This window comes from Parabacteroides sp. An277 (assembly GCF_002159645.1).
Lineage (GTDB): Bacteria > Bacteroidota > Bacteroidia > Bacteroidales > Tannerellaceae > Parabacteroides.
This window is the reverse complement of record NZ_NFJB01000007.1, coordinates 31479-49600: the sequence shown is the minus strand read 5'-3', so window position 1 is coordinate 49600 and position 18122 is coordinate 31479. Positions and strand designations below refer to the sequence as shown.

12 protein-coding genes are annotated in these 18122 nt (G+C 47.6%); 11 read left to right on the top strand and 1 reads right to left on the bottom strand.

Features of this window, described 5'->3' with window-relative positions:
- Nucleotides 1-23: 23 nt before the first annotated feature.
- From B5F77_RS04220 to B5F77_RS04190, 7 genes are all read left to right on the top strand, one after another.
- Nucleotides 24-509: a ferritin gene (locus B5F77_RS04220; RefSeq protein ID WP_087328120.1), complete on the top strand. Its 486-nt coding sequence runs from the start codon at nucleotides 24-26 to the stop codon at nucleotides 507-509.
- A gap of 159 nt (nucleotides 510-668) precedes the next feature.
- Nucleotides 669-3761, top strand: coding sequence for a glycoside hydrolase family 2 TIM barrel-domain containing protein (locus B5F77_RS04215; RefSeq protein ID WP_087328115.1), 3093 nt, complete (start codon nucleotides 669-671; stop codon nucleotides 3759-3761).
- Between the two features lie 332 nt (nucleotides 3762-4093).
- Nucleotides 4094-5647 (top strand): SUMF1/EgtB/PvdO family nonheme iron enzyme, encoded by a 1554-nt coding sequence (locus B5F77_RS04210; RefSeq protein ID WP_087328111.1) that lies wholly within the window; start codon nucleotides 4094-4096, stop codon nucleotides 5645-5647.
- A gap of 23 nt (nucleotides 5648-5670) precedes the next feature.
- Nucleotides 5671-7056, top strand: a complete 1386-nt coding sequence (locus B5F77_RS04205) for a Gfo/Idh/MocA family oxidoreductase (RefSeq protein ID WP_087328108.1) — start codon at nucleotides 5671-5673, stop codon at nucleotides 7054-7056.
- Nucleotides 7057-7235: 179 nt separating this feature from the next.
- Nucleotides 7236-8183 (top strand): sugar phosphate isomerase/epimerase, encoded by a 948-nt coding sequence (locus tag B5F77_RS04200; protein ID WP_087328104.1) that lies wholly within the window; start codon nucleotides 7236-7238, stop codon nucleotides 8181-8183.
- Between the two features lie 24 nt (nucleotides 8184-8207).
- Nucleotides 8208-8906 (top strand): helix-turn-helix transcriptional regulator, encoded by a 699-nt coding sequence (locus tag B5F77_RS04195; protein ID WP_087328101.1) that lies wholly within the window; start codon nucleotides 8208-8210, stop codon nucleotides 8904-8906.
- Entirely contained in the window at nucleotides 8903-9481 is a 579-nt protein-coding gene (locus B5F77_RS04190) for a LuxR family transcriptional regulator (protein WP_087328098.1), read from the top strand. The genes B5F77_RS04195 and B5F77_RS04190 overlap by 4 nt, the downstream gene beginning before the upstream one ends.
- 92 nt (nucleotides 9482-9573) lie before the next feature.
- Here B5F77_RS04190 and B5F77_RS04185 read toward each other — a convergent pair whose 3' ends face one another.
- Nucleotides 9574-10986: a Gfo/Idh/MocA family oxidoreductase gene (locus B5F77_RS04185; protein WP_087328095.1), complete on the bottom strand. Its 1413-nt coding sequence runs from the start codon at nucleotides 10984-10986 to the stop codon at nucleotides 9574-9576.
- A 779-nt stretch (nucleotides 10987-11765) separates the two neighbouring features.
- Here B5F77_RS04185 and B5F77_RS04180 point away from each other — a divergent pair.
- From B5F77_RS04180 to B5F77_RS04165, 4 genes are all read left to right on the top strand, one after another.
- Nucleotides 11766-13703 carry a glycogen debranching enzyme N-terminal domain-containing protein gene (locus B5F77_RS04180; RefSeq protein WP_087328092.1) on the top strand — a complete coding sequence of 646 codons (1938 nt, stop codon included), beginning with the start codon at nucleotides 11766-11768 and terminating at the stop codon, nucleotides 13701-13703.
- An 18-nt stretch (nucleotides 13704-13721) separates the two neighbouring features.
- Complete coding sequence (locus B5F77_RS04175; protein WP_087328090.1) at nucleotides 13722-14987, top strand: glycosyltransferase family 4 protein; 1266 nt, start codon at nucleotides 13722-13724, stop codon at nucleotides 14985-14987.
- 39 nt (nucleotides 14988-15026) lie between these two features.
- A complete protein-coding gene (locus B5F77_RS04170; protein ID WP_087328087.1) occupies nucleotides 15027-16337 on the top strand; it encodes a glycoside hydrolase family 57 protein in 1311 nt (436 codons plus the stop codon).
- A 619-nt stretch (nucleotides 16338-16956) separates the two neighbouring features.
- Entirely contained in the window at nucleotides 16957-18120 is a 1164-nt protein-coding gene (locus B5F77_RS04165) for an efflux RND transporter periplasmic adaptor subunit (protein WP_087328084.1), read from the top strand.
- The last annotated feature ends 2 nt before the right edge of the window (nucleotides 18121-18122 follow it).

Sequence of the window (18122 nt, the reverse complement as noted above, 5' to 3'; positions counted from 1 at the left end):
GAATTTTAAAAAGGAAAAGAATTATGACATTAAGTACTAAATTATCAGAAGCGTTCAACGCACAGGTAAATGCCGAAATGTGGTCGGCTAATTTATATCTTTCGATGGCTGTTTATTTCAAAAAGGAGGCTTTGAATGGTTTTGCCAGCTGGATGGAAAAGCAAGCTCAAGAGGAATTAGACCATGCCCGTAAGATGATTAATTTCACTATCGAACGAGGTGGTGATATTGCTATTGGACAGGTAAATGTGGTTCCGACGGCATGGGGTTCTCCTGTAGAAGTATTTGAACATGTATATAATCATGAGAAACATGTTTCTGAATTGATTGATAATATGTTGAATATTGCCGAAGAAGATAAAGACCATGCAGCTCGTGCTTTCTTGTTCGACTTTGTTCGTGAACAAGTAGAAGAAGAAGCAACGGCAAAAGGTATCTTGGATGATTTGAAAAATTATGGTGATCATCACTATGGTATCATCGACCATAAGTTGGGTAAACGCGAATAAAATCAAGAGATTAAATAATGAAGGAAAAGGATATGCCGCAAAGGTGTATCCTTTTTTTATGGACTTTTTGGATTTGAACAGTTGATTGTCCCAGAAAATATACCTATATTTGTCCGATTTTATAACTGTATTATCAAGGATTTATAACTATATAATATCATGAAACGAAAAGTATTAGTTTGTACCCTTGCTTTGGCCGGTTTGACGGCTTTTGCACAACAGAACGAATGGCAAGACGCAAATGTGAATGCCATCAACCGTGCTCCGATGCACACCCATTATTTTGCATTCGAAACGGAAGAAGCTGCGATGAAGGGGTGTCGTTTAGCTTCGGATAATTACTTGACTCTTAATGGAACGTGGAAGTTTAATTGGGTGAAAGATGCCGACCAGCGTCCGACGGATTTTTACCGTATGGATTTTAATGACCGAGGTTGGGACGATATGCAGGTACCAGGCATTTGGGAGATAAATGGCTATGGCGACCCGATTTACGTGAATGTCGGCTTCCCTTGGAGAAGCCAATATAAGAATAATCCGCCTTATGTGCCGACCGTGAACAACCATGTGGGGACTTATCGGAAGGAGATTGAGATTCCAGCCGATTGGAAAGGACGTAAGATTTTTGCTCATTTTGGCTCGGTGACATCGAACATGTATCTTTACGTGAATGGTAAGTTCGTGGGTTATAGTGAAGATAGCAAGTTGGAGGCTGAATTTGATTTGACGAAATACCTCCGTCCGGGTAAGAATCTAATCGCTTTCCAAGTGTTCCGTTGGTGTGATGGTACCTATTTGGAAGACCAAGATTTCTTCCGCTATTCTGGGGTAGGGCGCGATTGCTATTTATATGCCCGCCATACAGATTATATCCAAGACATTCGTCTTACGCCCGATTTGGATGCCCAATACAAAGATGGTACTTTGCAGATAGCTATTCAAATGGAAGGCAAAGGAACAGCCGCGATGAAATTGCTCGATAAGGCAGGGAAAGAGGTGGCTACAGCTCAGATAAAAGGGTCGGGTACTACCACGATGAGTGTCGGTAATCCTTTGAAATGGAGTGCGGAAACTCCCAACCTTTATACATTGGTAGTGAATTTGGAAAAGAATGGCCAGGTCATTGAATCCCTCACCCAGAAGGTAGGTTTCCGTAAGATTGAACTCAAGAACGGACAGGTTTTGGTGAATGGGCAACCGGTTCTCTTTAAAGGAGCTAATCGTCATGAAATGGATCCGGATGGTGGTTATGTTGTGTCTAAAGAGCGGATGATTCAGGATATCAAACGAATGAAGGAACTTAATATCAATGCAGTCCGTACATGCCATTATCCGGATAACAATTTGTGGTATGATTTGTGCGACGAATATGGATTGTATATGGTAGCAGAGGCTAATGTTGAATCGCACGGAATGGGATATGGCGAAAAGACATTGGCTAAGAATCCTCTTTATGCCAAGGCTCATTTAGAGCGGAATCAACGTAATGTGCAGCGTAGTTACAACCATCCTTCTATCATTTTCTGGTCTTTGGGGAATGAAGCGGGATTTGGTCCTAACTTCGAGGCATGTTATAAATGGATTAAGGCAGAAGACAAGTCGCGTCCTGTCCAATATGAACAGGCGGGCACGAATGAGTTTACGGATATTTATTGCCCCATGTATGAAAATTATGAGGATTGCGAGGAATATGCCAAGGGTGATATTGATAAGCCTTTGATTCAGTGTGAATATGCTCATGCCATGGGAAATTCGCAAGGTGGCTTCAAAGAATATTGGGATTTGGTGCGTAAATATCCGAAATTCCAAGGTGGTTTCATCTGGGATTTTGTGGATCAAGCCGTGCGTTGGCATACGAAAGATGGCCGGGAGTTCTATGGCTATGGAGGTGATTTCAATCCCTACGATGCGTCGGATAATAATTTCAATAATAACGGGTTGATTAGTCCGGACCGCGTGCCAAATCCTCATGCATACGAGGTTGCTTATTTCTATCAGAATATTTGGGTCAATCCGGTCGATATGCAAAAGGGGGAAATTAGCATTTATAATGAGAATTTCTTCCGTGATTTGAGCGGGTATTATGCCGAATGGAAGTTGATGGTAGAAGGAGAAGCGGTTCAATCAGGGTTGCTGACTGATTTGAAGGTGGATCCGCAACAGACTGTTAATCAAAAGATACCTTATTCGTTGGAAGGTATTTGCCCTGGTAAGGAGGTCTTGCTGAATATCGAATTTAAATTGAAGAACGGAGAAATGTTGCTTCCGGCAGGACATACGGTGGCTAAACAGCAATTGGCTATACGCGATTATAAGGCGCCGGAGAATCTATTGACCGAACCTGTGATTGCTCATGACGAAACGCCGCAACCCGTCGTGGAGGATAATGACCAGTTCTACCTGATTGTGAAAGGAGAAAATTTCCATATCGACTTCGAACGTCGGAATGGGCTCCTGAGCTTGTATGAAGTGAATGGCATGTCTATCTTGGAGGAGGGCGCTCAGTTGAGGCCGAACTTCTGGCGTGCTCCGACGGATAATGACATGGGTGCCGGGTTACAGCAGAAATATGTCGTTTGGAAGAATCCGAAATTGGAACTGAAGAGTTTAGAGCATACGACTGAAAATAAACTGGTTGTGGTGAAAGCGCTGTATGATATGCCGGAAGTATCGGCTAAGTTGGCATTGACTTACCGCATCAATAAGGAGGGTGCCATAGAGGTAACGCAAAGCATGACGGCTGATAAGAATGCCAAAGTATCGAATATGTTCCGTTTTGGTATGCGTGCAGAATTGAATAAGGATATGTCTTATATCCGATACTACGGGCGTGGTCCGGTCGAGAACTATGCAGACCGTAACCATTCGGCGTTTATCGGGCAATACAAACAGACGGTAGATGAACAGTTCTATTCGTATATCCGTCCGCAAGAGACCGGTACAAAGACAGATATCCGGTGGTGGAATCAAACGAATCGAGGGGGGAATGGTGTCCAGTTCGTAGGAGCTGAACCTTTCTCGGCAAGCGCTTTGCATTATACGCTTGAATCGTTGGACGACGGCTGGGAGAAAGACCAGCGCCATTCGGAGTTAGTCCCGCAAACCGATTATGTGAATATGTGCATCGACAAGGTACAGTCCGGTTTAGGGTGCGTCAATAGTTGGGGTACGTTGCCGTTGGAACAATATCAGTTGCCGTACCAGGATTATACGTTTACATTCGTGATCAAGCCTATACAGCACCAGCTTTAATGGGCAATTGACAATTAAAAAATGAATAATGAAAAGGGGCGGTCGCTTGGGTTTTCCTATTAGCAACCACCCCTTCTATTTATCAATTACCCCGCGGTAATTAACTCCGGATATTCTACTACCAGCGAACTGTCGCCATTGTAAGTTTCGAGGTGGATTTATTTATCATGGTAAACTTTCGGTCATTGTCCGAAACCTCATCCCGTAGGAATCCAGTTGCAAAAGTTAGTCGATGTGTTAAATTTCCCATAATATAGTTTTCCTTTACCAGAAAGTAGTACTTTTACCGCGATTTAAGACTTAACAAAATACCATATTAATACGGATTAGAGATGAGTTATCATTCGTACTCAGAAAAGAAGCAGCATTTTTACCAAAAGAAGTCCTTCTGGTTGCTGGTTGGCTTGGTGATAGGAGCCGGTATCGTAGGAGGGGCTTATAAGACGTCTGTCTATTTCTCGACAGACGAGTCTTGTATGATGTGCCATGTCCATCCGCACGTACAGGATAGTTGGAAACTTTCGAAGCATGTCAATAATGGGAGTGGTGTTACGACGCATTGCGTGGCTTGCCATCTTCCTCCCCAGTCCGATACATGGGCGCACTATTCCGCCAAGCTGAAGTTAGGACTGAAAGATGTATGGGGATATTTAGTGAAAGATAGCGCGGATTTCCATTGGGACCAGAAGTCAGAATTGGAACAGGCCGTGACGTACATCCCGAACGAATCTTGCCTGGACTGTCATCAGAACCTTTTCCCCGAGGGTATTACAGACGATGGCATCACTGCCCACCTCTATTATGAAGAGAACGAAAAGAAACTGGATCTCCAGTGTATCAGCTGCCACCTCGACGCCGGGCATTACAATCCCAATTACGCCCATTCGCGCATGGCGGGCATACCGAACCAACGGGCCAATGCTGTGGTCGATACCAGTCTTTATTATAAAACATCTACTCCGATTACCTCCTTCGCGAATTTCCGGGAACAGATTCCGGGCACGATGGTTTCTTTTAATATGGTGGCTATCCCAGGCGGTACCTTCCAGATGGGAAGTCCGGCCAGCGAACCCTTTCATCAGCCGGATGAATCGCCTGTGCGGAACGTGACGATATCGCCTTTCTTTATGGCCGAGGTAGAGGTTACCTGGGATCAGTATTGGGCTTTCTTCTCGCAGACGATGAGCGAAGGGCGCACACCGCCGGAGGTAGTTTACGCCAACAACAGCAATCCGGAGGTGGATGCTATTTCCGGACCTACGCCTCCGTTCGGTTTCCCGGACCAAGGGTGGGGAAGTGGCGAGCGGCCGGCCATCACCATGACGCATTACGCCGCCGAGACCTTCTGCCAGTGGTTGTCGAAGAAGACAGGCAAGAAATATCGCCTCCCGACCGAGGCTGAATGGGAATATGCCGCGCGAGGAGGAAGCGAGACGCCCTATTTCTTTGCTGGCAATCCGAAAGACTTCTCCGACCAGGGTTTCTGGCGTAAGTTCTTCGATGCGGAGACGGATAGCATTTCTTCTTATGTGATTTATGCAAAGAACAGCGGAGGAAGGACGCAGGAACCTTCGGCGGTGAAAGCGAATCCGTTCGGATTGAAGAATATGTTGGGAAACGTCATGGAGTATTGTGCGGATAAATATAATCCGGAAGGATATGGGACAGACGGAGATGTTATCGACCCGATTTGCACAACAGGTGAAGAATGGGTAGTGCGCGGAGGTTTTTATGATTCCGATGCGGCGGATGTCCGTTGCGCGGCCCGCTCCCATACCCAGCATGAGGCTTGGCTGAAGACTGACCCGCAGCAGCCGAAGAGTATCTGGTGGTATTCGGACGTGAAGGGGATTGGTTTCCGCGTAGTATGTGAATATGACAAATAATTGCAGACTTAAAGAGATTAGATATGAAAAAGAATGGAATAAGCAGACGTTCATTTTTGAAGAGCACGGCCATGGCCGGGGCTTTGAGTGCAGTAGGTGGCGGTAGCGCTGCCTCGATATTGACTTCGTGTGGTGGAAATGGTGGCAGCGCGGAAAGCGCCGTGAAGCCGCTTCGGGAACCGGGGTCGTATTACATTCCTGAACTGCCGGATATGGCAACAGACGGCAAAGAGCTGAAGGCGGGTGTGATTGGTTGCGGCGGACGCGGTTCGGGCGCGGCATTCAATTTCCTCGCGGCGGCGAACGGTGTGACGATTACGGCCTTAGGCGATACGTTCCAGGAGCGCGTCGACGAGCTGGCGGATAAATTGAAGAAGGAAAAGAACATTGACATCCCGGCCGAACGGCGTTTCGTGGGATTGGATGCTTACAAGCAGGTCATCGACAGCGGCGTGGACGTGGTCATCGTGGCGACTCCCCCGTTTTTCCGTCCAGAGCATTTCAAATATGCGGTCGAGAAGAACAAACATTGTTTCTTGGAGAAACCTATCTGCGTGGATGCTGTCGGGTATCGTACCATCATGGCGACGGCAAAGCAGGCGGCGGCCAAGAACTTGTGCGTCGTGACGGGCACGCAGCGTCATCACCAGCGCAGTTACGTCGAGTCGTATAAGAAGATAATGGAAGGCGCGATTGGCGAAATCACGGGTGGTGCGGTTTATTGGAACCAGAGCATGTTGTGGTACCGCGAGCGTCAGGCCGGCTGGAGCGATTGCGAATGGATGATTAAGGATTGGGTCAACTGGAAATGGCTGTCGGGCGACCACATCGTCGAGCAGCATGTGCATAACATCGACGTGTTCACGTGGTTCAGTGGTTTGAAGCCGGCGAAGGCTGTCGGGTTCGGTTCGCGCCAACGCCGCTTGACGGGCGATCAGTACGATAATTTCAGCATCGACTTCACGATGGAGAACGGCGTCCACCTGCATAGCATGTGTCGCCAGATTGATGGTTGCGCCAACAATGTCAGCGAGTTTATTCAGGGAACGCGCGGCTCGTGGGACAGTTCGACGATGGAGATTAAGGACCTGGCGGGCAACGTCGTCTGGAAATATGATTTCGAAGCCGAAAAGAATACCTACAAGCAGACCGATCCCTACACCTTGGAGCATGTGAACTGGATTAACTGCATCCGTGCGGGTAAGGTCATTGAGCAGGCTTCGGAGACGGCCGTGTCGAACATGGCGGCTATCATGGGACGCGAGTCGGCCTACACGGGTGCTGAAACGACGTGGGACGCGATGACGGCAGCCGCGCTCGATTACACGCCGAAGGATTTGAATCTGGGCAAGATGGACATGAGCGGATTTACCGTCCCGGTTCCGGGCACGCCCGTTGAGAAGAAGTAATCCCTACGTGGTAGGGAAGAAAAATCCGGGCAGAAATTTGCTCCCTACGCTGTAGGGAAGAAAAATCTGGGCAGAAATTTGCTCTCTACGTGGTAGGGAAGAAAAATCTGGGTAGAAATTTCCCGGCTCATGATGTCGGGCAAAGAAAATGTAAAGTATTAAGAATAAATAGAAAAACAATGATACTGAATAGAAGAAATTTTTTGAAGACAACGTTGGCAGGCGCGGCATTGACGGCTGGAGGTGGCGTGCTGACGGCTTGTACGGGCAAAACGCAACCGGCGGAAACAGTTCCGGCAGCATCTGCGGGAATTGCTTATAATCCGGCGGCGCAACTGAAGATTTCGCTGCAAGAGGGCGTGGCTCCGGGTGAAAGCTTGGCGGAAAAGCTGGATTTCATGGAGCAAAACGGCGTCGTAGGGTTGGAACCGGGCGGCGGAGACCTGGCGAAGCGCGTAAATGAGTTCCAGCAGGCACTGAACGGGCGGAACGTGAAAATCAGTGCGATATGCGCCGGTTTCAAAGGTTTTATCCTTTCGGAGAAGCCGGAAACGCGTCGAGAGTGCATGGATACGATGAAGGAAATCCTGGCGGCGGCGGGCGAACTGGGCTCGGTGGGTGTAATCATCGTCCCGGCCTTCAACGGGCAGAAACCCTGTATGCCGCATACGCAAGAGACGCGCGATTTCCTCTGTGAGCAGTTCACGGAGCTGGGCAACTTCGCCCACGAACACGGGACGACCGTCATCTTCGAACCGCTGAATCGCAAGGAGGCGTTTTATCTGCGACAGGTGGCCGACGCGGCATCTCTTTGCCGCGACATCAACAACCCGGGCGTCCGTTGCATGGGCGACTTCTGGCACATGTCGTGGGAGGAAACGTCGGACATGGCGGCGTTCATCTCGGCGGGCGAATACCTTCAGCACGTGCATATCGCTAGCCTGAAGCGTCGCAGCATGCCGGGCGAAGACGGCGAGGCAGATAATTTCGTAGATGGCTTCAAGGGCTTGAAGGCGATAGGCTACCAGAAGTACATCAGTTTCGAGTGCGGATGCCAGAGCGAAGACCGGAAACAAGCGGTCGTGAACGCGCTCAACCTCATCCGTAAACAATGGGAAGAGGCGTAAGCGATGGCTTTAATACATCCGAATATGACAATGAGCGGGGTGGTCGAGGGACATACCTCGCTCATTCCTGTTTTGAACCGGCTGGGCATCCGATTGGGATTGCAAGACAAGTCGGTGCGCGAAGTGTGCGAGGAGCATGGCTTGGATACCGATTTTGTGCTTATTATCCTCAATGCCTTCTTGAACGAAGAGTATTTCCCCGAACGGAGACTGAAGATGTTCCACGTCTCGCAAATCATCGATTACCTGGACAAGACCAACCAATATTACCTGCGCTACCAGCTTCCCAACATCGCGCGGCATACGCATTCGTTCATCACGCAAAGCACGCCTGTCAATGCGACGCTGGGCTTAATCGGTCGTTTCTTCGCTTCGTTTGAAGAGCAACTGACCCGCCGCATCCACGAAGACGAGCAGGAATGGTTCCCCTATTGCCTCGCGTTGAGCCGGTGCTTGGAAGAGAATCCGACGTTCGACGCTGACACACCCTTTGCGATACCCGACGAGCCAGCCCTCGACGACCCGATAGAAGCGCTCCTGGCAGACTTGAAGCGCATCATGATCAAGCACCTATCCGGCGCATACAACGAGAATTTGTGCTACGCGGTGATATTTGCCATCAGCAGCCTCGAAAAAGACATTAAGCAACATAACCGTATCCGGAACCGCATCTTGAAGCCGATGGTCAAGGAGATGGAGTTAATCGAAAAGACAAGCAGATGAAAAAGAACAAACAAGTGATTATTTTGCTTCCAGATCGCTTATGTTCGTTGGGATTAGAAAGTATATTGAAGGAGTATTTCTCTTTTGCTGAAATTACCTATTGCGCTTCTTTTCAGGCATTGGGCGAAGAGCAGGCGGATTCGGTGGAGTATTATTTCACGGATTCGGATTCATTCCTGGCTAACTTGGATTATTTCCTCCCTCGCCGGGCTAAGACGATGGTCGTGGTGCGTCAGCCGGAGTCTCTTTCTTTTCCCGTGAATGTGCTTTCCGCGCGGAGTAGCTTGGAAACACTTATTGAACAATTGGCCCAATTCTTTGCGCAAGAGAATGGTTGTTCGAATCCGATAGAAAATAACAAGGAGTTGTCCTCGCGCGAGGTGAATGTGCTCCGTGAAGTGGCCTATGGCTATACAAACAAAGAGATAGCAGAACATTTGCATATCAGCCTGAACACGGTTCTGACGCATCGGAAAAACATTACTGCCAAACTGGGGATAAAGACCATTCCAGGTCTGACTTTCTATGCCATTATGAACGGCATTATATCGGGCGATGAAATCCCTTCCTTATAAATAATTGACAATTGAAAATTGACAATTGAAAATTATACAGGCAGTCACCTCTTATTTTTAATTGTCAATAATCAATTGTCAATTGTCAATGCTTAAATCGCGAAGTTATTCTTGCGATTGATCCATTTTCCGCGCGTGAAGTCCGGGAAATCGACTAAAGCGCCTCCGCGGGCGATAGACATTTCCGAAAGAGCCGAGATAGCACTCCATGCGGCTGCATCGTAGCAATCCATCGGAGCCGGCATCTTGTTATGGATGGCGTTGATGAGGTCGAACATCATCACATAGTCCATACCGCCGTGGCCTGCCTCAGCAGCTTCTGCTTCGTGTTCTGCCCAGAGCCTGTGGTCGTATTTCTTAAACCAATCTTCCGAGTTGTCCCAACGGTGCGGCTTGGATTGTCCTTGCACGTATACCGTATCACCGTCGTTCATCCACAAGCCTTCTGTCCCTTGGATGCGGAATCCGAGCGAATAAGGACGAGGCGAGTTGGTATCGTGCGTCACGATAATCGTCTGTCCGTTCGCACATTTAATCATCGATGTAACGATATCGCCCAAGTTGAAGCGAACCTTGGCCAACGGATGGTTTTCACCTCCATTATCTACAATAAACTTATGCAACCCTCTGGATTGCGTAGCCATAGCCGAAAGCGAAAGGAAACGGTTGCCACAGTTGATGTCCATGCAATGCGCTACCGGACCGATACCGTGCGTGGGGTATACATCTCCGTTGCGATGAACCGAGTGGTTCGTACGCCATTGCGCTTCTGCAAAGGCATCCGGTCCCATGCGCAGGTCTCCGCTTCCCGGTTGGTAGGTATAATTTTTACCATCGTTGAATTTTACATCGCGCAAGTCATGCTCATATCCGCAGGTACCATGCAGCAATTCGCCAAACAAACCTTGGCGGACCATGTTGAGAGCTGCCATGCAATCGCGGCGGTAGCATACGTTTTCCATGATGTTCAGGTGGCTACCGGTAGCTTCCGATACATTCACCAAGTCCCAGCATTCCTCTAATGTATTGGCGGCTGATACTTCTACGCCTACGTATGGCACGCCGGCTTTCATAGCTGCTACCGACATCGGCACGTGCCATTCCCACGGGCTGGCGATGATGACGCAATCAAAGTCTTCGTTGTTGAGCATGTGTTCAAATTCGCGTTCGCCACCTTTGTATACTTTCGGGGCGTCTACGCCGAATTGAGAGATATGCTTCAGCGTGCGGTCGATCGGTCCCTGCTGGATATCGCAAATAGCTACGATTTTATTGCCCGGTATCGCTAATACATTATTAATATGTTCGTGGCAACGTGAGCCTGTTCCGATAAATCCGAAACGCAATTTGCCATCATCTTTGCCTGCTGGCTTCTTCTTTGCTTGAGCCTCGGGAGCTACCACATGGGCGGTAGCAGCTCCGGCATTACCAGTCATGGCCAACCCTGCGACTCCTAAGCCGGCCGCAGATACTTTCTTTAAAAAAGAGCGACGAGTGTTCTCCATACAAAATCAATCATTTAAAGTTTGTGAGTATTCTAATTTTATTACGAAAGACAAAAGTACAGTTTCTTTTTCATCTATACAAGCATTTCCGTGGCATTTTGGACGGAAGCGGGCTTGATCACGTGCGTAGGCGTATCCCGCCGGTGCATCCCGCCTTTCCTTGCGCGCTTTCGCATACCTCGGAAATGCTTTTTTGAGTTGTTTCAGCGGTGAAATACACTAAAAATGGTGGTTGTTGATGGATTTCATGGATGAAATAATATAGAAATAATGATTTTTGTATGATTTCATCGGTGAAATGGTATGAAAATTCTATTTATTGATATATTTTATCCATGAAATGATATGAAAAAGTAGTTTTTTATCGATTTCACCGGTAAAACAGATTAAAAAAGCATTTCGGAGGCGGGGAAAAAGGCGTTGGCAAGCGGGCGGAGGGTTTGCGAGTCCTCCCAAGCCTTTTATTCGTCCCGCCGTTAGGGTCCGGAGTCGTGTCCAGCCCTAATCGGAACAGATTTTTGCGCTGTTTGGATTCCACCAAGGGATGATTGCGAATTTTTTAAAGAAAATTCGATGATAAAATATATGTTTTACAACATAATTGATGAATAGGAATGGTTTTTAATGGGTTGATTTATAAACTGAAACGATTCGCATGATGAAATGGAGCGAAAAAAATAATTGGAAAAGGATTTGCTTTTTTAAAGATTATGCTATACTTTTGGTCTGAAATAAATCGGAACAGGAAAACACGATTAAACAAATAAAATTTATCATATATGAGCTATCTTAAATTTGATAAGACAGTAATGGTGAACCTGGGAGAATCTCTGACGCGCGAAGTTTTAAGAACCAACCGCCTCGGAGCCTACCATAGTAGCACTGTCGTGGATTGTAATACGCGTAAATATCACGGATTGTTAGTAATGCCCGTACCAGCTCTGGATGATGACAACCATGTGCTTCTATCCTCGTTAGACGAGACGGTGATTCAGCACGGGGCGGAGTTCAATCTGGGATTGCATAAGTATGGCGAGAACAACTTCAGCCCGAAAGGACATAAGTATATCCGCGAATACACGTGCGATACGGTGCCTCGGACGGTTTATCGCGTAGGTGGTGTCGTATTCTCGAAAGAGAAGGTCTTCTCGATGTTTGAAAATCGAATCATGATTAAGTACACGCTCGAAGATGCCCATTCGGAAACGACATTGCGTTTCCGTCCGTTCTTGGCATTCCGGAGCGTAAAGGAACTGACGTATGCGAATGGTAATCTGAACCAGAACTATACGGAAGTGCCGAATGGTATTAAGATGTGCCTTTATGCCGGCTATCCGGACTTGTTTATGCAGTTTAACAAAAAGGTAACCTTTGTGTCCGACCCGAAGTGGTATTATGGCATTGAATATTCGAAGGAGCAAGAAAGAGGATATCCTTATAAAGAGGATTTGTTTGTCCCAGGCTATTTCGAAGTGCCTATAAAGAAGGGCGAATCGATTATCTTTAGTGCCGGCGATAGCCAAGTAGCTACGACGCGTCTGAAGTCGTCGTATGAGACGGAAGTAGCTTCGCGTACGCCGCGTTCGAGCTTCTTTAATTGCTTGAAGAACTCAGCTCAGCAGTTCTATTTCCGTCCTAAGAAACAAGACGCATACTTGTTGGCTGGTTATCCTTGGTTTAAGGTGCGTGCACGGGATTTGTTTATTGCCGCTCCGGGATGTACGTTGTCGATAGGAGACCCTGTCCGCTTCGAGAAAATCATGGCTACAGCGCTTCCTGCCCTGCGAGCATTTATTGAAGATGGAGCTAAAGACGCCGTTATCCAAGAGATAGAGCACCCGGATATTATCTTATGGGCTATTTGGGCTATCCAGCAATATGCCAAGGAACAAGGAGCCGACAAGGCGAAGGAATTGTATAACGATTTCATCGAAGAAGCGCTTACTTATATTATAAATCAGAAGCATCCGAGCATGAAAGTAATGGACAGCGGATTGCTCTATGCTGAAGGGGGCCGCGATAAAGCTATCACGTGGATGAACTCGACTGTAAACGGGCATCCGGTGGTACCTCGTTCGGGTTATATTGTAGAGTTCAATGCGCTCTGGTATAACGCGCTCTGTTTCTATCGCGAATTGAATGGCGAAGCAACGAGCGAACGTGTCGAGAATCTGATTAGAGCAATCGAAGTCTCTTTCCCGAATACGTTTGTGAACGGTTTCAATTATTTGTTCGACTATGTAAATGGTTCGTTTGTGGATTGGAGCGTGCGCCCGAACATGATTTTTGCCGTAGCACTTCCTTATTCGCCACTGACCCGTATGCAACGCCGCTCAGTATTGGATATTGTGACGAAAGAGCTCTTGACTCCGAAGGGTATCCGTTCACTCAGTCCGAAGAGCGAAGGGTATCGTCCTTATTGTACAGGTCCGCAGATGGAACGTGATTTGGCCTACCATCAAGGGACGGCGTGGCCATGGCTGTTGGGTGCTTATTTGGAAGCCTACTTGCGTGTGTTTGGCAAATCGGGTGTAGCCTTTGCGGAACGTATGCTGATCAGTATGGAAGAAGAGATGAGCAACCATTGTATAGGGACTATCTCCGAGATTTACGATGGCAATCCTCCGTTCACTGGTCGCGGGGCTATCTCGTTTACCATGAACGTAGCCGCTATCTTGCGGATATTGGATATGTTGAAGAAGTATAACGCCGAATAAAAAATAGTAATACCATATATGAAAGCATTAATGTTTGGGTGGGAGTTTCCACCTCATATCTTGGGAGGCTTAGGAACGGCCAGTTACGGCTTGACGAAAGGCATGTCGTTACAACCAGATATGGAAATTACTTTTTGTATTCCTAAGCCTTGGGGCGATGAAGACCAAAGCTTCCTGAGGATTATAGGAGTAAATAATGTGCCTATCGTTTGGCGCGATGTGAACATGGATTATGTCCGCGAGCGTTTGGGCAAATTTATGGACCCTCAGCTGTATTTCGATTTTCGGAATAATATTTATGCTGACTTTTCTTATCGGTATGTAAATGATTTGGGATGTTTAGAGTTTTCAGGTCGTTATCCGAACAATTTGCTGGAAGAGATTAACAACTATTCCATCGTGGCGGGCGTGATTGCACGTACAATTCCTTGTGACGTAATCCATGCGCACGACTGGTTGACGTATCCCGCAGGTATTCATGCGAAGCAAGTCACGGGTAAACCGTTGGTTATCCATGTCCATGCTACGGATTATGACCGTAGCCGTGGGAATGTGAACCCCGATGTGTATGCCATCGAAAAGAATGGTATGGACCATGCGGACCATATCATTACCGTAAGTAACTTGACGCGTCAAACTGTTATCGAGAAGTATCATCAAGATCCGGCCAAGGTTACGACTGTACATAATGCTGTCGAGCCGTTGAGCCCTGAAATCCTGGCCATTCCTGATAAGAAAGGGGTGAAGGATAAGGTTATTACTTTCTTGGGCCGTATTACGATGCAGAAAGGGCCTGAGTACTTCGTCGAAGCGGCTGCTAAGGTATTGCAGCGTGCACCTCATGCGCGTTTCGTCATGGCAGGTAGCGGAGATATGATGAACCAGATGATTCGTCTGGCGGCATCGCGTAATATTTCCGACCGTTTCCATTTCACCGGCTTTATGAAAGGGAAACAGGTATACGAGGTCTTCAAGGCGAGTGATGTCTATGTGATGCCTTCCGTATCCGAGCCTTTCGGTATTTCTCCGCTTGAGGCGATGCAGTGCGGTGTCCCGTCGATTATCTCGAAGCAGTCCGGTTGTGCTGAAATCCTGAACTATGCCATGAAGGTGGATTATTGGGATATTGAGGCATTGGCCGATGCCATGTATTCGCTTATTACTTATCCTGCGATGCACGAGTTCCTCAAAGTCGAAGGAAAGCGCGAAGTGGATGAGATTAAATGGGAATATGCCGGACAAAAGGTGCGCCGGATATATGATATGGTAACAGGTAACAAATAAAAACACAAACAGAAACTTTAAAAAAACAGCAAAGACATTATGAAAACAATATGCTTTTATTTCCAAATACATCAGCCGTTCCGTTTGAAAAGATATCGTTTCTTTGATATAGGCAACGACCATTATTACTACGACGATTTCCAGAACGAGGAAATCATCCGTCGTATTGCCGAGAAGTGCTATCTTCCGGCTAACCGGACGATTCTGGAGATGATTAAGTCGAGTGGCAATAAGTTTAAGGTGGCTTTCTCTATCTCTGGCGTAGCTCTGGAGCAGATGGAAATCTATACGCCTGAGGTGATTGATAGTTTCAAGGAGTTGGCCGCTACCGGTAATGTGGAGTTCCTCTCCGAGACTTACGCCCATTCGCTCTCTTCGTTGGGTGATATGGACGAGTTCAAACACCAGATTAAGAAACAAGAAGATAAGATTCAAACTCTCTTTGGCGTTACCCCGAAGGTGTTCCGCAATACGGAGTTGATTTACTCAGACGATATTTCGGAAGTGGTGTATGAAATGGGTTACAAAGGTATGTTGACAGAAGGCGCTAAGCATGTTTTGGGTTGGAAGAGCCCGAACTACATGTATTGCTCGGCTGTCCAGCCTAATCTTCATTTGTTGTTGAAGAACGACCGCTTCAGTGAAGACCTTTCAGACCGCTTTAGCGATTATAGTTGGAACGAATATCCGCTTACGGCCGACAAGTATATCTCGTGGATTGCGTCGACGCCTGAATCGGAGCAGGTTATCAACCTATTCATGAACTACGAGGTCTTGGGTTCGTTGCATCCGGCCGAGACGGGTATCTTCGAGTTCTTCAAGGCATTGCCTCGTTTTGCAGCTGAGAAGGGCATCAGCTTTTCTACTCCTTCGGAAGTGTTCACACTCTTGAAGCCGGTAGATAGCATTTCGGTGGCTTACCCGATTTCATGGGTCGATGAGGAGCGCGATTGCAGCTCGTGGTTGGGTAATGTCCTTCAGCAGGAGGCTTTCCGTAAGATTTGCGAAATTGGCGAACGTGTCCGCCTTTGTGACTTGCGCCGTATCCGTCAGGATTGGTATTGGCTCCAGAGCAGCGATCACTTCTATTATATGAGTACGAAGCACATGGGGCATGGTGGATTCAGCCCTTATGATAATCCTTACGATGCGTTCAACAATTACATGAACGTCCTCTCCGACTTTATCGAACGCGTGAACGCACAGTATCCGGAGACGATTGAAAATGAAGAGTTGAACTCGCTCTTGACTACTATCAAGAACCAGGGCGAAGAGATTGAAGCGCTCCAGAAGGAGGTCGAGAAGTATAAGAAGAAAGCCGCTCCGAAGAAGACTTCTGCATCGAAGTAATCAATTGTTTTAATAGTTTATAAATGAAGTGAGTGCACCCGGCGGGTTATTCCGCTCTGGGTGCACTCTTTTTTTTGTCTCGTAGGCAAGCGGCGTTTGATCTAAGACGTTGAAGGCAGGAATATAGGTATATCTGCGTTCGTCTTTCTTTAGTCTAATGACAGGTTTTATCCAAGAGTAATCGCTTGATACCTGTACTGCTAAGAGGGTCATACCTGTACTGCTTATGGGGTGATACCAGTACAGGTATTAATAGCTTATCTATGTAAGTGACGATTTCTAATATACGTATGTGGATGATGGTGAGGTCCGTATGTAGGTGGAGCCGTGGTGCGTAGATGAAGGGGGGCGGGCAGAGGTTATCAAAGGGAGGCGGAATGCGGGATGGGAAACGGTGTGGCAAGGGGGGAAGTGTGGAAGCGTGGTGCGTAGTTGTGGAATAATTCTACGGGGAAGTGTGTGGTAGTCTGGAAATAACTTCGTACCTTTACGCCGTAGTTCTCTATGAATTAGCTGGCTAAGTAAATTTAACGAAATGAGTATGAGTTTGGAACGATTATTTCTCTGTCTGCGTCGACAGATAAAAGTATTAATTATAGGTAGAATATCCATGCGTAGTATGAGTAAAGGAACCATGTGGTGGACGTGCGCTTGCTTGTGTTTCAGCCTGCTGATGTCGGGTTGTAAGAAAAAGGAAGAACCGTTGCCGCCCATTGTGATTGTAGAGAAACCGGTGAAGAAGGATGTCCAGATTTATGGCGAGTATGTGGGGACGATTCGGGCGGAGAGCACGGTCGAAATTCATGCCCGCGTCGAAGGATATTTGGAACGGATGATGTTTGAAGAGGGGAAACGAGTGGAACAGGGCGACCCGCTGTTTATTATTAGTCCTGCTGTCTATAAAGCTAGGGTTGAAAAAGCCAAGGCGCAACTGCGCAAGAACGAGGTACAGGCAGCCAAATCGGCTCGCGATGTAGAACGTTTGGCTCCTCTATATGAACAACATGCTGCCAGTCAGTTGGATTTGGATAATGCTATCGCCGCCAAGGAGAATGCCGAGGCCGACGTGGCCATGAGCAAGGCCGACCTGGAGCAGGCGGAACTGGAGTTGAGCTATACGCGGGTGACTTCCCCCATCTCAGGATATATCAGTGAGCGACTGGTGGATATCGGTACGTTGGTAGGACCGGGCGCGAACTCGAAACTGGCTGTAGTCGTAAAGAGTGATACGGTAGACGTGGATTTCAAGATGACAGCGTTGGATTACCTGCGTGCAGAGAGACGCAACGTGAAGTTCGGCGTACAAGATACGACCCGCTCCTGGCAGCCGACCGTGTCTGTTACCTTGGCCGACAATTCAGAATATCCCGTGAAGGGCGTGGTGGATTTTGCCGATCCGTCGGTAGACCCGAATACGGGGACGTTTACCGTTCGTGCCATCCTTCCGAACCCGAACCGTAAGCTCTTGCCGGGGCAGTCGACGCGTGTCAAGCTTTTGCTGGATGTACGCGAGCGGGCCATTGTGATTCCGCGCAAAGCGATTTCAATTGAAGGTGGTGGTGCGTTTATCTATGTGTTGAGAAGGGATGATGTAGCCGAGAAGCGTTTCGTACAGATTGGTCCGGAGATAGAAAACTCGGTCGTCATCGAACGTGGATTGGGCGAGAACGAGCGGGTAGTAATTGAAGGTTATCATAAGTTGGAACCGAACGTGAAAGTACAACCTATCCTTTCGAGCGACGAGAAAGCCATCCAAGCATTAAGAGAAAAAGAGGAGGAATAAGA